We start from the raw sequence: 15632 nt of genomic DNA, 5'->3' as shown, positions 1-15632 counted from the left end.
ACACCCCTAATAATATGCTGCCATCCCGGTGCAGTAAAATTTTTCCAAAAATTGGGAATTCAAGAGGAAATCCATGAAGATCGAAACTTTTAAAACTTTGCTGCTCGAACAATTAGCAAAAGACTGTGATGTTCATCTGCCTTATTACCTAGAACACAAGCCAGAAACGTATTCAAGTAGGTTGTTAATGACTCAACGCAAAATGCAAGCGTTGATAGGTTTACAAGCCATTACTCAAGCTGAAATTGACCAGAACATGAATGTTCTGACGAATGGCTTAACTATCGCAGAAGCAGTTGAGCGGATTTTAGCAGTTGTCAACGTTTCAAAGTGCTAATCGATAATATGGATCAGCAACTACAACTTTATTAATTAAATCGTTGATACGAGAACGATTTGCGATCGTCTTTATTAAGTTTAAGGACGATTGTACAATTTCTATTCTAGACAGCCAGTGAAAAAAATACACGAGTTACCGCATTAGTTTTTATGAAAAGTTCAATTTATAGCCTCAGTTCATTAGTTAAGCAAACGGCTCAGGTCGGTATTATTTTTCTAATAATGCTATTGCTTACTGGTGGTCGCCCATCGGGATTTGTAGTAGGCTCAACTGCTTGCTTCGGTCTAGTATTTGTTATTTGGGGTGAGTCAAAAAGGCGTAATAATTCAGCTATAAAATCATTAAATAAGAAAAATTATTAAGGAACTTCAGTATGGACACATCCACAGATTTTTTATTTTTAAACGAAAGAATCTCCACAAATTTTAATCCATTTTATGAAGGCGAGTATTTGGTAATTCAGACTTATCCTCGTGAGATAGGTTTAAGAGTTAGCAAACGTGACTTTGACTATCAATCAGCCAAGAATTATTGTGAAGTCGAAAATCTGGCTCATGACTATACATCTTTTGGAGTGAGAGTGTTTCATGAACAAAAGCTTTGGGATATAGATTTTTGTGGTCATCCCTCAAATATTTCTAAACAACAGGATTGGAAAATATCTCCAGAATATTTATCGGCACATTCCGATAGTGAAACCAATGAAGAAATAATTGTATGCTCATGTAGCTATCCTCGTTTTGAGGAGTTTGCAAATGATTTTTGGAAACTTACCACCTGCCTTGTTGATGACAAAGGGCGGGATGTTGAATATTGCCCTAACTGTAATGCTAAGTTAATGCCAGAAGAGGATTGGGGTGAAGACTTTGATTTTTATGATGAAGAACCTAGACCAGCAGCTTGCATAGGTTGCGATAACTATCATGGTCAGAAGTATGGGGAAAACTTGTTAGTTTGTGGGATCTATCCTCATGGGTATCAGGGTGAAATCTGCCCCGATTTTCAGGATAAGGTGAAGATTAAGGGTTAGGTTCAACAACATTCATAAAATGTCTGATTTAATTCCAGTTTAATAGATAGATTTGCTGCTGGCCAGTCAGATTAGGATAAAGTCTTTCTCAACAAGCAGGTCGGAAAACATTATCAAAGTTATTTGTCTAGCTAAAAGAAAAGCTACAAGGTGAACCCATGAGTTAAAATTACAGTAGTCATTTGCATAGAAGCAAAAACTACTATGAGCGATAGAGAAACAGTCCTTGAACTTGTGAAGCGCTTGCCGCCAAATGTGTCTCTGCGTGAGATTGTTAAAGAAATTGAGTTTATCGCGGCTGTAAAAGAGGGTTTAGAAGAGATTGACCAAGGAAATGTTGTGTCAATTGAATCTGTTGAGCAGATGATTGAAGCATGGACTACCAAGTAGTTCTTTCTCCCAAAGCTGTGGGGGATTTGGAAGCAATTGTCAGGTATATTGCCTTAAGCAATGCTGAAGCTGCAAGGAAATTGGGTCAGCAACTCCTTGAAAAAAGTAGGGAGTTAAGTCAATTTCCATTCATTGGTCAGAAAGTACCTGAGTTTGACGACCCTAATATTCGTCAGCTTATTCTTAAACCATATCGTGTTGTCTACAGGGTTGAAAAGGAGAAAAAGCGCGTCAGTATCGCTAGATTTTGGCATTCGGCACAAGAGAATCTTGAGCTTTAGAAACACGCAAGTTCCGGTTAAATTCAAATCCTGGATTAAATCCCCACTTCTCACCAAATTCAGCCCGCTAAAATATTAACTTTTAGCGGACTTTAGGAAACTAAATACTGTTGAATTTCAGTTTTTTGACGACGTAGAACAGTGATTGCTTGCTGCTGAATTTGGCGAACTCGTTCTCTACTGACATTCAATTTCTCTCCAATTTGAGCTAAAGTTAGTTCTTGATCGTTCTCTAAGCCAAAACGCAAAATTAATACTTCACGTTGCGTCGGTTTGAGTGATTCTAATAAACTATTTATATCTTGGCGTAAAAGTTCTTTGGTGATATGTTCGTCTGGAGATATGCCCTCATCTGGTAAAAGTTGACTAAGTTCTGTGTCTTGGTTATCTCCAATCTTTACATCTAGAGAAATTGGCTGCTTTGAACTGCTGAGAAAATCCCTAATCTGACTTGGTTGTAAGTCTAAAGTTTCAGCAATTTCTATAACACTGGCTGGACGACCCAGTGTCTGAAATAATTCTCGCTGTACTTTTTTAATTTTGTTGAGTTGTTCGGTGATATGAATTGGCAAGCGTACAGTACGGGATTTCTCTGCGATTGCTCGTGTAATTGATTGCGTAATCCACCAGTATACGTAGGTGGAAAGCTTATAGCCGCGATTGGGGTCAAATTTTTCTACACCCCTTTGTAAACCTATTGCCCCTTCTTGCAGCAAATCTAGGAATTCCAGATTGCGCTTGGTATATTTTTTGGCAATCGAAACCACCAGACGCAAGTTTGCTGTCACCATTTTTTGTTTGGCTCGTTGCCCAAGATTTTGTATTTGAGCTATTTCCAATTCACTTTTGTCAAGATCAACAGCTAATTCGACCATTGTTGGCTCACGATCTAGTTGTTGAGTTAGTTCATTTTTTCTTTGCTCAATTGCCATGATTTGCTGTACCTGCCTCCCATAAGCAATTTCTTGGTCTGCGGTTAGCATTGGGTAACGACCAATCTCTTGCAAATAGATACGAACCATGTCTGGACTCAGGCTGGACATACAATAAAACTTTTTTTGATATTTAGACGAATCTAAAAGTATAAATCAAATCGCTGAATTAATTTTCCTGATTTAAACAGCTAAAAATATCAACCTGAGATTGCGATAAATAAATTCAACCTAGAACAGAATAGTACTAAGTTAATCGCAAAGCCCTGATATAACTTGCTTTTTGAGTGTGGGGGGTAAGACTTCTTCCCCGCCCTTCCACACCTCCCACACCCTGCCAGCAAGGAAGTTTCAGCTTTTCTTAGTGCCATTCGGGACAGTAGTCGCGTTGAGTTCACCCCTTTTCCCTTTTGCCCTCTTGTTTGCACTTTGTGTCACATGAGATTCTTCTTCTTGCTTACTAGAGTTGACCATTTTCATCAAGTGCTGATTTAGATAACTTTGCGCTGAGATATACAAACTTTCCCAAATCTCTTGATTGCGGCTGATTTTTGTACCGACTGTATTTCCTGCTGTTTTCTCCGACACCAAATATTTGCGGAAGTAATTATTCCACAAGTGTTGGAGGAAATCTTCAGCGAATTCGTTAAACGGCAGAATCCATTTATAGTCTTTATCTAGAAATACCCGATAAGATGCAATTATCGGTAGTGCCAGGTCAGTTGGCGCACCAAACCCGAATGAATACTTGCTGTCCGGCAACAATGTAGTTTTACGTATATCTATTGATGCTAGGTCGTTAGCACCCTTTCTTCTGGGGTTGCTGATATAGTCTTGGATTATTTCGTAGAGTCTTTGCTCTATCCACAGAGCATGAGTCAAGAGAGGCAGTAAGGCGGTTAATCTTTCTCTTTCTGCGTCTGTTATGTTACTTGGAAGACTCATCCCTGCTGGGTGCTTGGTTCGTTTATTGCCGTCGGGGTTGTATTTATTTCTGTCGAGGCAGTAAAGGAGCTTGAGCAAATGGGTGACATTACACTGGGCATTTCTGGGAGCGCCGCTTTGGTTTTGATAATAAGCGATGCGGAATTTTCTATCTTCCTTCTGTTCTAACTGGGCTAAATACTGCTTGATGAATTTGTAATCACCTCTGGCGTTGACTTTGGAGCGAGAATCTACTGGCGTTGTAGTATTACTTGCTAGGGCTATGTCCTTGGCTGATTCTTCAGTCAGCCCGATGTGGATCGTAACTTTTACCCTCGCTTGGGTTAAATCGTATTTGTAATTTTTCGCTTGCTCAAACCCTAATACTGTGTGCCCACCGTTGATAATCCCATCACTGCCGCCCTCGTTAGCTTCTAAGACTTCTAGCTCCAGTTCAGTTTTGTTCTTGATAGGCTTAACTTTATTGGCTGACAGAACAATTCCGCTATGACGAGAGAAGAATTTTTCGGGTTCGGTTGTCAGTGAGTCGAAAACTTGTCTGTAGGTCGCGCTTTTGCGGTTCGGTTCGCGGATGTTCGGTTCTAGCGGTAGGTCTATCGGGAAGGTGTCTACGTGGGCGGTGGCAATGATGCAATTAGGTGCGGCTTGAAAATAGCTATCTATCTTTAAGTTCCAAGTCTTGGGCATAGTTGATTAGAGTTGAGTTGGTCTTGAACTTGTGCAATCAGGAGATCAAAAATCTAAAATTATGTCAGAGGGACAGCTTATCCTTCACTAATCAACTGTAACAAGGCTTCCGTCGAAATCTTGCCACTGATATCAGCACCTTCCAATAAGCTATCCGCCAAATCTCGCTTGTGGTGGTGCAATTGCACAATCTTTTCTTCAATAGTATCCTTTGCTACTAGACGATAAATGGTAACAGGGCGTTGTTGTCCAATGCGATGGGCGCGGTCTGAGGCTTGGTCTTCCACTGCGGGATTCCACCAAGGGTCTGTGTGAATCACATAATCAGCCGCAGTCAGATTAAGTCCTGTCCCCCCTGCTTTGAGACTAATCAGAAAGACATCCCCTGAACCAGCTTGGAATGCATCCACCCGTTTTTTGCGCTCTGCCACTGAAGTACTGCCATCTAAATATTGATAATTAATACCTTGCTGTTCGAGGTAATCGCGGATGATGTGCAAATGGTCAACAAACTGACTAAACACTAACGCTTTATGACGATTTTCCAGCAGTTCACCCAATACTTCACCAAAAAGTTGCAACTTGGAACTGGGTAATTCAGTATCAGGCATAACCAAACTAGGATTACAGCAAGCACGGCGCAGTTTCATAATCTCAGCCAAAACCTGCAAATGTTTCTTTCCTGCTTCTGCATCACTTTCGGTAAGTTTAGATATGGCCTGACGGCGCAACGCTTCATAGAATGCCTTTTCCTCTCGACTTAATTCCACATGAAGGAGAATTTCGGTACGAGATGGCAACTCTTCTAGTACTTGATTTTTTGTGCGCCGCAACAGAAATGGTTGAATAAGTTTTTTGAGTTTATTACGTGCAAGTTTATCCTGATATTTTTCAATGGGGGTAGCAAAGCGTTGATTGAAGCTTTCAAATGAACCCAATAACCCAGGATTAATAAAACGGAACAAATTCCACAATTCACCCAGGTGATTCTCAATGGGAGTCCCAGTAGTCAGCAACTTAAAATTAGATTTTAGGTTCATGGCTGCTTGAGAACGTTTAGTAGTCATATTTTTAATCGCCTGGGCTTCATCTAGGACAATAGTTTGCCACTGTACACCAGAAAGCATTTGCGCTACTTCTTCTTGTTGTAATAAACCATAACTGCATATCAACATATCCAAAGGTTGTAACCCATCCAATAATTTTTGGCGGTTAGCACCAGAAAATTGAATAATATTGAGGGTTGGGGCAAACTTCTGCGCTTCACTCACCCAATTCATACACACGGAAGTCGGCGCAATAATTAGGGTTGGGCCTTTATCGGCATTTCTGAGAATGACAGCCAATGCCTGCAAGGTCTTACCGAGTCCCATTTGGTCTGCTAAACAAGCACCCACACCCCAATGTGCTAGCCGCGCCAGCCAACAAAAACCCTCCATCTGGTAGTCACGTAGTTCTGCAAGAAGTGTAGATGGCAGTTCCGGCTGGAGGTTTTGCACCTCCTTAAGCCGCTCTCTATGTGCCTTCCAATGTTTATCTGCTTTTACCTTACCTACCTCATCGACAAAATCTTCTAACCCTAATGTTGCCAAGGGGTGAAAACGAATACCTTTACTATGCTTTTCCGAAAACATCCGTAATTCGTCGAGGCGTTTCCGAAAAGCTTGAGTTAAAGCCAGAAATTGACCATTACCAAGGGGGATAAAACGGCTGGGGGTTTTCTCTAATAGTTCTAGTAGTTGCTGCATATCCAGCACTAGGTCGTTATTCAATTTCAACTCCCCAGTTGCTGCAAACCAGTCTTGCTGACGTTGAATTGATAAATTAAAGTCTTTCAAGTCCGCATTGTGGCTAACACGCAGTTTTTCTCCTTGTGGCCATTCAATGACTACGTTATTTCCCAGCGTTTGCAGTTCTAGCAGCAATTCTAAACAGTCCTCTGGGTCAGCTATAACCCATTCACCATCTTGTTCTTCAGTTCGCGTCAAGGTGGGACAGGCTTTTATGGCAGCTTTAGCAAGCTGTTTCTCTTGGGGTAGATTTCGTCTGGTTTGGAGACGTTTACCGTCAATCTCGGCAATTACAGTTTCACCACCTGTACCAGGACGGTAGTAGGGACCACCTTGGGCAAAGGGGCGCGACAAAAAGCTGATTTTCAATCCGGTATTGGCAGGTAAAAGGTGAATATGGGGTAGAGTCTGGGCGGGTACTTCTTCTGCTCCTTCTGAGCCGCCACCAATATCAGAATGTACGGTGACGATACTAGAGACAGCATTAATCGCTGCCAAAACTTGCTTTTCGGCGAAGGCAGGTACATTTAATTTATTATCTTTACCAATAATCTCCGCAATGCGTCTGTGTTCAGCAGTAATTTCAATGACTTTGATGCGGGTTGGGGTTTCTTTGATATGCAGAATATTTTGTGATTCTGGTAATTTGGGAGAAAATTCCAAGGTGAGACGATCAAGTTTCCCTTTTTTAACCAGTAGTTCCGGTTCTCCTTTGACAATTTCTACACGGATAGTAGGTGTATCTTCCCAAAAAACCAACGGGTGTCCAATTAAAGCAGAGATGGCTTTTTCACCGAAGGTATAATCAACTTTGCCGTAATAGCCTTCACTATATATCTCAATACAACTACATACCCGCATATCTTGGGGTGTGATGTAATCAAACTCAGATAATCCACTATTCAGACGTTTGAGGGCTATGGGGCGACCTTTACTCCATTCTCCTTTGGCATTAACTTTTTGTTCTCGTGGTTGTAAGACACATCTGCTGGGATAGAAGGTGATGAACCATGCTAAACGCAGTTCTGATTCTGGTTTTAGGGATGTTTGTGGTCTTGATTGGAGATTTGCCAGCGCATTGAGGCACATTTCCCAAGCTTCTTGGGGTCGAATTAAGTCTACGATGGTTTGGATATTGCTATCTTCTCGCAGTGCGAGAGCAAGTTGTTTATAGTTACTACTTGGTTTTAGCCTGGATAGGAGTTCTGCGGTTTCCATTGCCAACCAGTGATAACCAGAGGCAAGCGATCGCTGATATAGTGGTTCTAGTAAATTAGGTAAGCGTTTTTTAGCACTTTCTGCATCCATCCAGTAAAGGCATAGTGAACAAAACAATGTTTGTAAGCTATTTTCTTCTTCTACTGAAGAAATATGACCGCTAACTACAAATTGTTTTTGAGTAATATCACCAAGGTGGACTTGCAGTACCATATTCAGCCTGCCATAAGTGAACCTGAGCCAATGATCCCCTTGACGGGACATCAAACTGGTGTACTCCTCTGCTTCTTTGAGGTGTTGTACTGAACCATCTTTTAACAGTGCGAGGATAAAAAATAAGCCCCCCATTGTATTAAAATATATTTGCCGTTTGCCTGTAGCCTTTTTGATGGCTTTCAGGGCATCTTTATAATATTTTATGGCTTGTTCATTATCACCCCGCAGGAAACTTAACCAACCCCAAAAGATAGCAGCGTTATTTTGATATTCGTTTGATATACGCTCCAGACTTTCTTGTGCTTCTTGGGTACAACCCTGTAACAACAGTTGTTCTGTCAAAATCAGATGTAGATAATCCGAGCAATGTCTTCCAGGTGTAGAGCATTCTTCCTCTAGCAGCGTCAACGCATCTTCAGAAGCAGATAATTTTAAGGCTGAATTGAAGAGGATACTGGATATACCACTTTCATATAATCCAATTGGTAGGGTCTTAAACCAATCTGCATCAAATGGATTATTGTATATCTGTTCAAAGATATTTTCTATTACTATTTTTTCTTCACTATCAGCGTACTTCTGATAATCTTCAATTTGCTGATTAATAAAACTAAGGTCTTGGCGATAAATACCAATGCGGATTTCTCTGATACACTGGCGTAAGTTGTAGAATATCCGAGAATCCCTGTTCCAGTGAGTACGTATGGGTAGCTTTTCCTCTACTGCTGTGACGAGGATTTCAAACTGTCCGGTTTGTACAGCATGACGAGTAGCAATCTCTGTGAGTAACGGATGACATTCAGAACCCGATCTACTTGACTGTACTAATAAACCTGCTTTTAACAATTTATCAATCTGGGGGCTAAGGGTTTTAGTACCCCAAGGTTTATTGCTTTCATCTAAAGCGCCAGTTTTACTAAGACAACTTACAAATGAATTTTTGTCTATCGGTGCATAAATTACCGAAAATAACTGAATAATTTTTTGTAAGGAAGGATGTAACTCGAAGTATATATGGGCGAGTTTTGTTTGTAGTTTTGTGGTATCATTAGCCAAATTAATCATACTATTAATTCAGTTCTTTAAATAATTCTATTAATTTACGTTTCCGTCCATAAGTCGCTTCTAGTTGTGAGCGATAAGCAGACTATTCAGCTTTTTGCCTTAGTTGAATATAAGCAGTTTTGACTTTTTTTAGCCAATTAATCACAGCGTCATAACAATCAGCTTTTCCTTGTTCCATAATTGGTTCTGCCCGTCTGCGAACGTTATCAATTACCCAATCTGCACGATGGGAAACTGCTACATCCATGACTCGATGAACCAGTTTGGAATCATAGTAAGTATCTCTCTCTACTGTTTTAGTTGCATCATCAATTAATCCTTCATGGAGGAAAATATCGACTTGAGCTTCTCGTATTCCCCAATCTGGCTGATTTTGCAGTGTTTGCAGTAAATCCTGTTTGAGCATTAACCAAGTTTCTCCTGCATAGTCTTGAATCTTACCATAGTCTCGAAACACAAGAAGCTCAAGGATGGAAGGGGTTACGCCTGAAGTTGCGGCATGATGCTAGAGTTTGAAGATGCTTGCCCTAACAAATTTGCTCAATTGGTGACAGATGCGCCACAGTGGACTGAATGGATGGCGTGATTTACACCCAAGCTTGGTATTAGACCAATAAACTATTGCTTGCGAGGTGTATCTGCCACAAACGATATCGCTACATCCTCATTACAAGTAAAACCTCTCATCACCGCTAACGGGCGTTGACAAATCCTGCTGCCGTGCGTGGAACAAAGTCAATCAAAACGCTACACTCAATTACAATAACGATTGATACAAGGAGTAGAATAAAAAGCTTGTCAATCGTCATTGCCTTGCTACGATAGGCTATTTGATAAATCAGGATATCACTCAAGCAGAGAAGGTTTTTAAAGAATCATGGCAGCTAAAAAACATAATTTACTTAATCATGGATGTTTCCTTAATTCCACAAATAAAAAGATAATTGTCAATTTAGCCACTGGTGATATCTTAAATCTAATAACCCAAGAATTAAAAACTCGCTATTCACCAGAAACTCAAAAACTTGTACTCGAAGAGAGTTCAAAACTGCTACCTGATTTGGTATTTCAAGAAATGTTACAGCGCCAACAGCAGGTAGTGAATGTTAACCCTGATAGCTTAATTGTGGTTAACTGTGCGATACAAGAGACAGAGCTTGATGAGTTTGGGTTTAATTTAAATGTCGAAGTATATTTTGTGATCACAGATGTCAAAGGTCAAAATCAGTTTCGTGCTAATCGGATAGTCCTTTGGTCAGATATTTGGGGTGATGAAGAACAGCTTTTTGATTTAGAAGATGAGCTAGGTGAGCAATTCTGGACAGATTATCAAATGCAGTTACTCTTTGATGATAAAAATCAGCAACCAATTGAATTAGAAGTATCACAAACAGATAATTATCCAGCAAGATTAGAATTTTACCCATCTACTCAAAGGTTTTTACCCTCCATCATTCCCTTTACTGATAATGACTTTTAAAATCAGCGATTAAACCAGAATACGTCCAGTATGGCGGTATTCTCCTAATGTTCCCATACTCGTTTGAGTATCTTCTCGCCCTCCTTTTGGCTATGCCAAAACTAACGCTCGTTACATAAACAAGAAAATTCTTCAAATTCAGTGGATGAAGATTGTTGCCAAGCGTGCCTGATATAGTTATTATGAAGTCAAATTTACAGTGACTTTTAATTTTTCGCTGTGCCAAATTAATGTCATTAAGGGTAAATATGCGCTCAATATAGTGACTAAAAACAGAATCAATTAACAGTTATAAAGAGAGTTTATTAAGACTGTTGACTAAGTTTTTGTATCTGTTCTTCCAAAGAGAGAATATGCCTATCAGTTGGTGGTAATTCGCGTAAAATCTCAAGTGCTGTTTGGTAACACTCAAGTGCTTGTGAGTTTCGAGATAATTGTTGAAAACAGTTACCCTATCTTTACAACACGCGAGCTTTATCGAATTCATTAGCTTTGAGAGGTTTAATTTCAAGTGAGGTATTATAGCAAGCGATCGCCTGTTGATAGTAAGCAACTGCTTGGGTGTATTGTGACAAGCTGCAATGCAAATCAGCCACAGATGCTAATGCACCAGCTTTGAGCCCGTGATTGCAAAAGTCAACGGGAGCAAGTTGAATGGCAGTTTCATAAGTAGCAAGTGCTTGTTGATAACTTGCGAATGCTTCTGTATACTGCTTGTTGGTTAAGTATAGTTCAGCTAATCTTTCAATAATCATTCCGTGATAACTGATATCAATTGCATCACTGTGGTATCGAGAAAAGGCACTATCATAGGCGATCGCTTGCTTTAAAGCCTTAATAGCCTCTGTATACTGCTGTTGAGATAACTGTAGCTCGGACAGCTTTTCGAGAGCAAAACCCTTAAGCGCAAGGGTTTTGAGGTCATTAGGAGCAAACTTGAGTGCAGTATCATAGATAGCGATCGCCCCTATTTTCATGAGGCCCTTGTTGCCGTTTTATAATGAAAGGATGCAAAAGCTTACCATTACCCGACCTGACGATTGGCATCTGCATCTCCGCGACGGTGCAGCACTGAAAGCGGTTCTGCCCTACACGGTGCGTCAGTTTGCCCGCGCGATCATCATGCCGAACTTGAAGCCCCCTATCCGCTCGGTGGCAGATGCGGCTTGCTATCGCGATCGCATCCTCGCCGCCATTCCAGAGGGACAACAGTTTGAGCCATTGATGGCGCTCTACCTCACCGACAACACCAGCCCCTACGACATTCTCCGGGCGAAAGAATCCCAGTTTATCAAAGCAGTCAAGTACTACCCAGCCGGTGCAACGACCAACTCAGACTCCGGTGTGACGGATATTCGGAAGGGTGATCGCGTCTTTGAAGCGATGCAGCAGGTGGACATGCCGTTATTACTGCACGGGGAAGTGACCGATAACGATGTTGATACATTTGATCGCGAGAAGGTGTTTATCGAGCGACATTTAATCCCCCTCAAGCAGCGATTTCCCAACCTGCGGGTGGTGCTTGAGCATATCACCACCTCCGATGCGGTGCAGTATGTCCTGTCTGCCAACACCATCGCGGCAACAATTACGCCACAACATTTGTTATTTAACCGTAATGCCCTGTTCAAAGGCGGCCTTCGCCCCCATTTTTATTGCCTGCCCATTTTGAAACGGGAGGAGCATCGTCAGGCTTTGTTGCAAGCGGCAACATCGGGGAATCCGAAGTTTTTTCTAGGTACCGATAGCGCTCCCCATACCCGCACCAGCAAAGAAAGTTCCTGTGGCTGCGCGGGATGCTTTTCGGCTCTGCACGCCCTTGAGTTGTATGCCGAAGCATTTGAAAGCGTGAAAGCCCTGGATAAACTGGAGGGGTTCGCTAGCTTCTATGGCCCAGATTTTTATCAACTGCCGCGTAATACCGAGCGAATTACCTTGTCCAAAACGACTTGGCGCGTTCCTGATGAAGTTCCATTTATGGAATCTGGGCTTGTACCTTTGGGGGCGGGGCAGGAAATGACATGGCAAATGGTATGACATTTGCATTGTGCATCAGCCGTTGTGGAATCCTGTCGGTTAGCTTAGGTCAACGAGTTACGATTCGAGTTAAGCAATTTTAAATCTAGGGTAAAAGAACCTGGTTTACCAGGAACAAGCGACCATTTACCGCTTTCTCTGCCATAAGTTAATGTAGATTGAACTCTGCCCTTTACTAGTTTGAAAATATCTGGTTCTAAATCACCATAGAGCCATTGCACCACAAAATCCATGTGACATACAGTACCACTGTGTTTTTGCAATACCTTTAGGATCGCTTCTGTGCGGTTGAGAGATTGATATTTCGGCAACATTAAAATTTCTGACCACAAGAGGGATTTCTCTAAAGTTTCTTGTTGTGTCTCTATCTCTTTTGATGTTGGCGCTGGTGGCTCGTCGGCTTCACCACATGTCGAGTCCAAGATGCTTTTAGAATAACTACTTAGAAGGCATCTTGTTTGCTCTAAAAGTGTTCTCAAATTATTTTGTCAAATTGACATCACTCTTGTAAGTCATAGCTCTAGGTTTTCTCTTCTTGAGAGGAACTACTGATTTCTTAGGTGCTTGTGGCGGACGGCATTGCTCACAGTAGAGCGGTCGAACCCCAAAAGTTTCTCTTTGGGTGGGTTGTTCACACTGCTTACATACGAAGTTGAAAACGCGAGTGTGAATTTCCCGCTTGTGCGCTCTGACGGTGTACTCTCGGACTTCAATAGTTTTGCTGGGCATCGGTTCTTTCTTCGGTGTTCTATTTATAAGGATAGTTTCTAGTATCAATATATTCATGCTTCATTTGATTGAAACAGTGAGGTTTTTCGCCGGGGATTAAGCAGAGGCTATGCCACCAATTCATGGCAGGTACGCGATCGCAACCAGACAGAGGCAATTAAAGGCATCTTTACTAGTAGTGGCGGTTTGTTCTCAATCTTTGGAGTAGTGAGTTCGACTTATATAAATGAAACTAGAATCAAACAACCTTTAGTCCTAATTAAGAAGATAGTCTTTGATCTTGTTTTGATGAGAGCGCAAAACAGAGAGAGCAAGATGTTCAGTTTTGCGAATTGTTTCTCGACTTAGGTTTAGACGTTTCGCAACTTGACTCAAAGTCAACTGCTGATTATCTGACAATCCAAAACGTAAAGTCAATATTTCTCGTTGCCTTGGCTTAAGCAATGCCAGCAACTTGCTCAAGTCTTGCTGTAGAGACTCAAAAGTTATTTGCTCATCTAGAGAAATGCCATCCATCGGCAAAATATCGGCTAGTTCAGTTTCACCCTCATCTCCCACTCGCATTTCGAGTGAGACTGGAGACTTAGAAACCTGAAGGTAATCTCTTATTTGGCTTGGCGACAGATTTAATGATTCGGCAATTTCTGCTACAACTGGAGTCCGACCCAACGATTGAGACAGTTGCTGCTGTATTCTTCTGATTTTGTTTAACTTTTCATTGATATGGATTGGCAAGCGGATAGTGCGAGACTTATCTGCTACAGCCCGTGTTATTGACTGGGTAATCCACCAATAAACATAGGTTGATAGTTTGTAGCTAGCGTGGCAAAACTTACTAGAGAAGAGCGTAAATCCTGTAATCTTGACCTTGTAGCGAAATAATGGTGCAAAAACTTGGCAAGAAAAAGTTTAAAACCAGAGGCAACATCGTTTGAAGTACTCGATTGTGTTCAAAAAAAATGCCCCTCGTGCGGTCAAGCAATGTGGAATGAATATAATAATCCTCGACATATAAGAACGTTAAAGGGGGTAGTAGAACTACAGCTAAAAATTCGTCGATGTCGAAATAAGTCATGTCTGCGGTATAAAAAAGCATATCGCCCAGAGCAAGAAGGGTCACTTGCTCTACCACAGAGCGAATTTGGTTTGGATGTGATTGCTTATATAGGAGCATTACGCTACCAGGAACATAGAAGTGTTCCTCAAATACACACTCACCTTGAATTAAAGGGTATATGTATCAGTCAACGAACGGTCACGCACCTAATTGACAGATATGACGAGTTACTTTCTTTATGGCTAAAAGATCATAAAAGGTTAAAAGCAATAGTGGCTAATCAAGGACGGGTAATATTAGCGATCGATGGAATGCAGCCAGAAATTGGACATGAAGTATTATGGGTAATTCGAGATTGCTTATCAGGAGAAATAATACTTGCTAAAACCTTATTATCATCAAGAAACGAAGATTTAGTGGCGTTATTGTTAGAAGTAACTAATACCCTAAATGTACCAATTGATGGAGTTGTTAGTGATGGGCAACAATCAATTCGCAAAGCTGTTAGGGTAGCATTACCTAATATTGCTCATGGTTTATGTCATTATCATTACCTTAAAGAAGCAATTAAACCCATATATGAGGCGGATAGACATGCAAAAAAGGAATTGAAAAAAAAAGTTAGAGGATTACGAGACATTGAACGTAGTGTTACCAATGAAGATAAAGATTTGGCAACTATTATTGAAGATTATTGCTCGGCAGTGCGTAGTTCTATAACCAATGATGGTCATCCACCATTAGAGGCATCTGGATTAAAGTTACAAGAAAATTTGACGTTGATAGAGCAAAGCTTAGAGCGGATGGAAAAAAAAGTGCTTTACCACCACCTTTAGTCAACCTAAAACACCTGATAGCTAAGGGATTATCTGCGACTGCATCTTTATTTTCACCTGTTATAGTTGCATATCAGTGGGTTGATAGAGCTAGTAATATTCTCAATAATAAAATAGGTCTTGATGCTGCTGGAGTTAAACAAAGTTATCAGGAACTATTAACAGAAATGTCCCAACAAAAACAGAAATCTGGTACACTTAGTAGCGCAATCGATAACTTTATAAAAACCACTCATAACTACTGGTCTGGACTTTTTCATTGTTACGAAATTGAAGATTTTCCCAGAACTAATAATGACTTAGAACATGCTTTTGGTATGCTACGTCATCATCAACGTCGTTGTACTGGTCGTAAGGTTGCCCCCTCATCCCTCGTTATTCGTGGTTCTGTCAAACTTGCCTGTGCGATCGCTACTAAGCTTCATTCTTTTACCGCATCTGATTTAGCACAAGTTGATATTCATACTTGGCTCGAATTACGCTCTCAACTGAAAAAACACCATAAAGCCAGAATTGAACAATATCGATTTCGCAGAGATCCCAAGGGTTACTTGGCTAATTTAGAGAGTCGTCTTCTCTAGTAAGTTTTACCACACTAG

The 15632-nt window shown here is 40.9% G+C and carries 16 protein-coding genes; 8 read left to right on the top strand and 8 right to left on the bottom strand.

Annotated elements, in window-relative coordinates; all coding sequences use genetic code 11:
* The first annotated feature begins 73 nt into the window (after positions 1-73).
* The 5 genes from A4S05_RS00590 (at position 74) to A4S05_RS00575 (ending at position 2041) form a co-directional block, all read left to right on the top strand.
* Positions 74-337 (top strand): hypothetical protein, encoded by a 264-nt coding sequence (locus A4S05_RS00590; RefSeq protein WP_069067899.1) that lies wholly within the window; start codon positions 74-76, stop codon positions 335-337.
* Positions 338-489: 152 nt separating this feature from the next.
* A complete protein-coding gene (locus tag A4S05_RS41175) occupies positions 490-702 on the top strand; it encodes a hypothetical protein (RefSeq protein ID WP_176726877.1) in 213 nt (70 codons plus the stop codon).
* 11 nt (positions 703-713) lie between these two features.
* Positions 714-1370: a hypothetical protein gene (locus tag A4S05_RS00585; RefSeq protein WP_069067898.1), complete on the top strand. Its 657-nt coding sequence runs from the start codon at positions 714-716 to the stop codon at positions 1368-1370.
* Between the two features lie 204 nt (positions 1371-1574).
* Entirely contained in the window at positions 1575-1760 is a 186-nt protein-coding gene (locus tag A4S05_RS00580; RefSeq protein ID WP_069067897.1) for a hypothetical protein, read from the top strand.
* Positions 1745-2041 carry a type II toxin-antitoxin system RelE/ParE family toxin gene (locus A4S05_RS00575; RefSeq protein WP_069067896.1) on the top strand — a complete coding sequence of 99 codons (297 nt, stop codon included), beginning with the start codon at positions 1745-1747 and terminating at the stop codon, positions 2039-2041. The genes A4S05_RS00580 and A4S05_RS00575 overlap by 16 nt, the downstream gene beginning before the upstream one ends.
* Before the next feature lie 92 nt (positions 2042-2133).
* On the opposite strand, the gene A4S05_RS00570 is transcribed toward A4S05_RS00575, so the two are convergent.
* From A4S05_RS00570 to A4S05_RS00555, 4 genes are all read right to left on the bottom strand, one after another.
* Positions 2134-3084, bottom strand: a complete 951-nt coding sequence (locus tag A4S05_RS00570) for an RpoD/SigA family RNA polymerase sigma factor (RefSeq protein ID WP_069067895.1) — start codon at positions 3082-3084, stop codon at positions 2134-2136.
* Positions 3085-3324: 240 nt separating this feature from the next.
* Positions 3325-4605, bottom strand: coding sequence for an AIPR family protein (locus tag A4S05_RS00565; RefSeq protein ID WP_069067894.1), 1281 nt, complete (start codon positions 4603-4605; stop codon positions 3325-3327).
* 77 nt (positions 4606-4682) lie between these two features.
* Positions 4683-8894, bottom strand: coding sequence for a DEAD/DEAH box helicase (locus A4S05_RS00560; protein WP_069067893.1), 4212 nt, complete (start codon positions 8892-8894; stop codon positions 4683-4685).
* Between the two features lie 82 nt (positions 8895-8976).
* Entirely contained in the window at positions 8977-9351 is a 375-nt protein-coding gene (locus A4S05_RS00555) for a hypothetical protein (protein WP_069067892.1), read from the bottom strand.
* Positions 9352-9771: 420 nt separating this feature from the next.
* Here A4S05_RS00555 and A4S05_RS42860 point away from each other — a divergent pair, with 420 nt between their 5' ends.
* On the top strand, positions 9772-10374 hold the full coding sequence (locus A4S05_RS42860) for a hypothetical protein (protein ID WP_256090765.1): 603 nt from the start codon (positions 9772-9774) through the stop codon (positions 10372-10374).
* Between the two features lie 458 nt (positions 10375-10832).
* Here the strand turns inward: A4S05_RS42860 and A4S05_RS00545 are convergent, their stop codons facing one another.
* Positions 10833-11351 (bottom strand): tetratricopeptide repeat protein, encoded by a 519-nt coding sequence (locus A4S05_RS00545; RefSeq protein ID WP_069067891.1) that lies wholly within the window; start codon positions 11349-11351, stop codon positions 10833-10835.
* A gap of 31 nt (positions 11352-11382) precedes the next feature.
* On the opposite strand from A4S05_RS00545, the gene pyrC reads away from it, so the two are divergent.
* Positions 11383-12411, top strand: coding sequence for a dihydroorotase (gene pyrC / locus A4S05_RS00540; RefSeq protein ID WP_069067935.1), 1029 nt, complete (start codon positions 11383-11385; stop codon positions 12409-12411).
* A 44-nt stretch (positions 12412-12455) separates the two neighbouring features.
* Here the strand turns inward: pyrC and A4S05_RS00535 are convergent, their stop codons facing one another.
* From A4S05_RS00535 to A4S05_RS00525, 3 genes are all read right to left on the bottom strand, one after another.
* Positions 12456-12833 carry a hypothetical protein gene (locus A4S05_RS00535; protein ID WP_069067890.1) on the bottom strand — a complete coding sequence of 126 codons (378 nt, stop codon included), beginning with the start codon at positions 12831-12833 and terminating at the stop codon, positions 12456-12458.
* 58 nt (positions 12834-12891) lie between these two features.
* Entirely contained in the window at positions 12892-13140 is a 249-nt protein-coding gene (locus A4S05_RS00530; RefSeq protein ID WP_069067934.1) for a hypothetical protein, read from the bottom strand.
* Positions 13141-13395: 255 nt separating this feature from the next.
* Positions 13396-14001, bottom strand: coding sequence for a sigma-70 family RNA polymerase sigma factor (locus tag A4S05_RS00525; RefSeq protein WP_256090769.1), 606 nt, complete (start codon positions 13999-14001; stop codon positions 13396-13398).
* A gap of 120 nt (positions 14002-14121) precedes the next feature.
* On the opposite strand from A4S05_RS00525, the gene A4S05_RS38415 reads away from it, so the two are divergent.
* Positions 14122-15614, top strand: a protein-coding gene (locus tag A4S05_RS38415) for an ISNCY family transposase (protein WP_256090768.1) whose coding sequence is annotated in 2 segments (ribosomal slippage) — positions 14122-15013 and positions 15013-15614 — 1494 coding nt in all. Because the reading frame shifts where the segments join, the coding sequence is not laid out codon by codon here.
* The last annotated feature ends 18 nt before the right edge of the window (positions 15615-15632 follow it).

Origin of the sequence: Nostoc sp. KVJ20 (genome assembly GCF_001712795.1) — a bacterium.
Classification (GTDB): Bacteria; Cyanobacteriota; Cyanobacteriia; order Cyanobacteriales; family Nostocaceae; genus Nostoc.
This window is presented reverse-complemented; position numbering and strand designations above follow the sequence as displayed.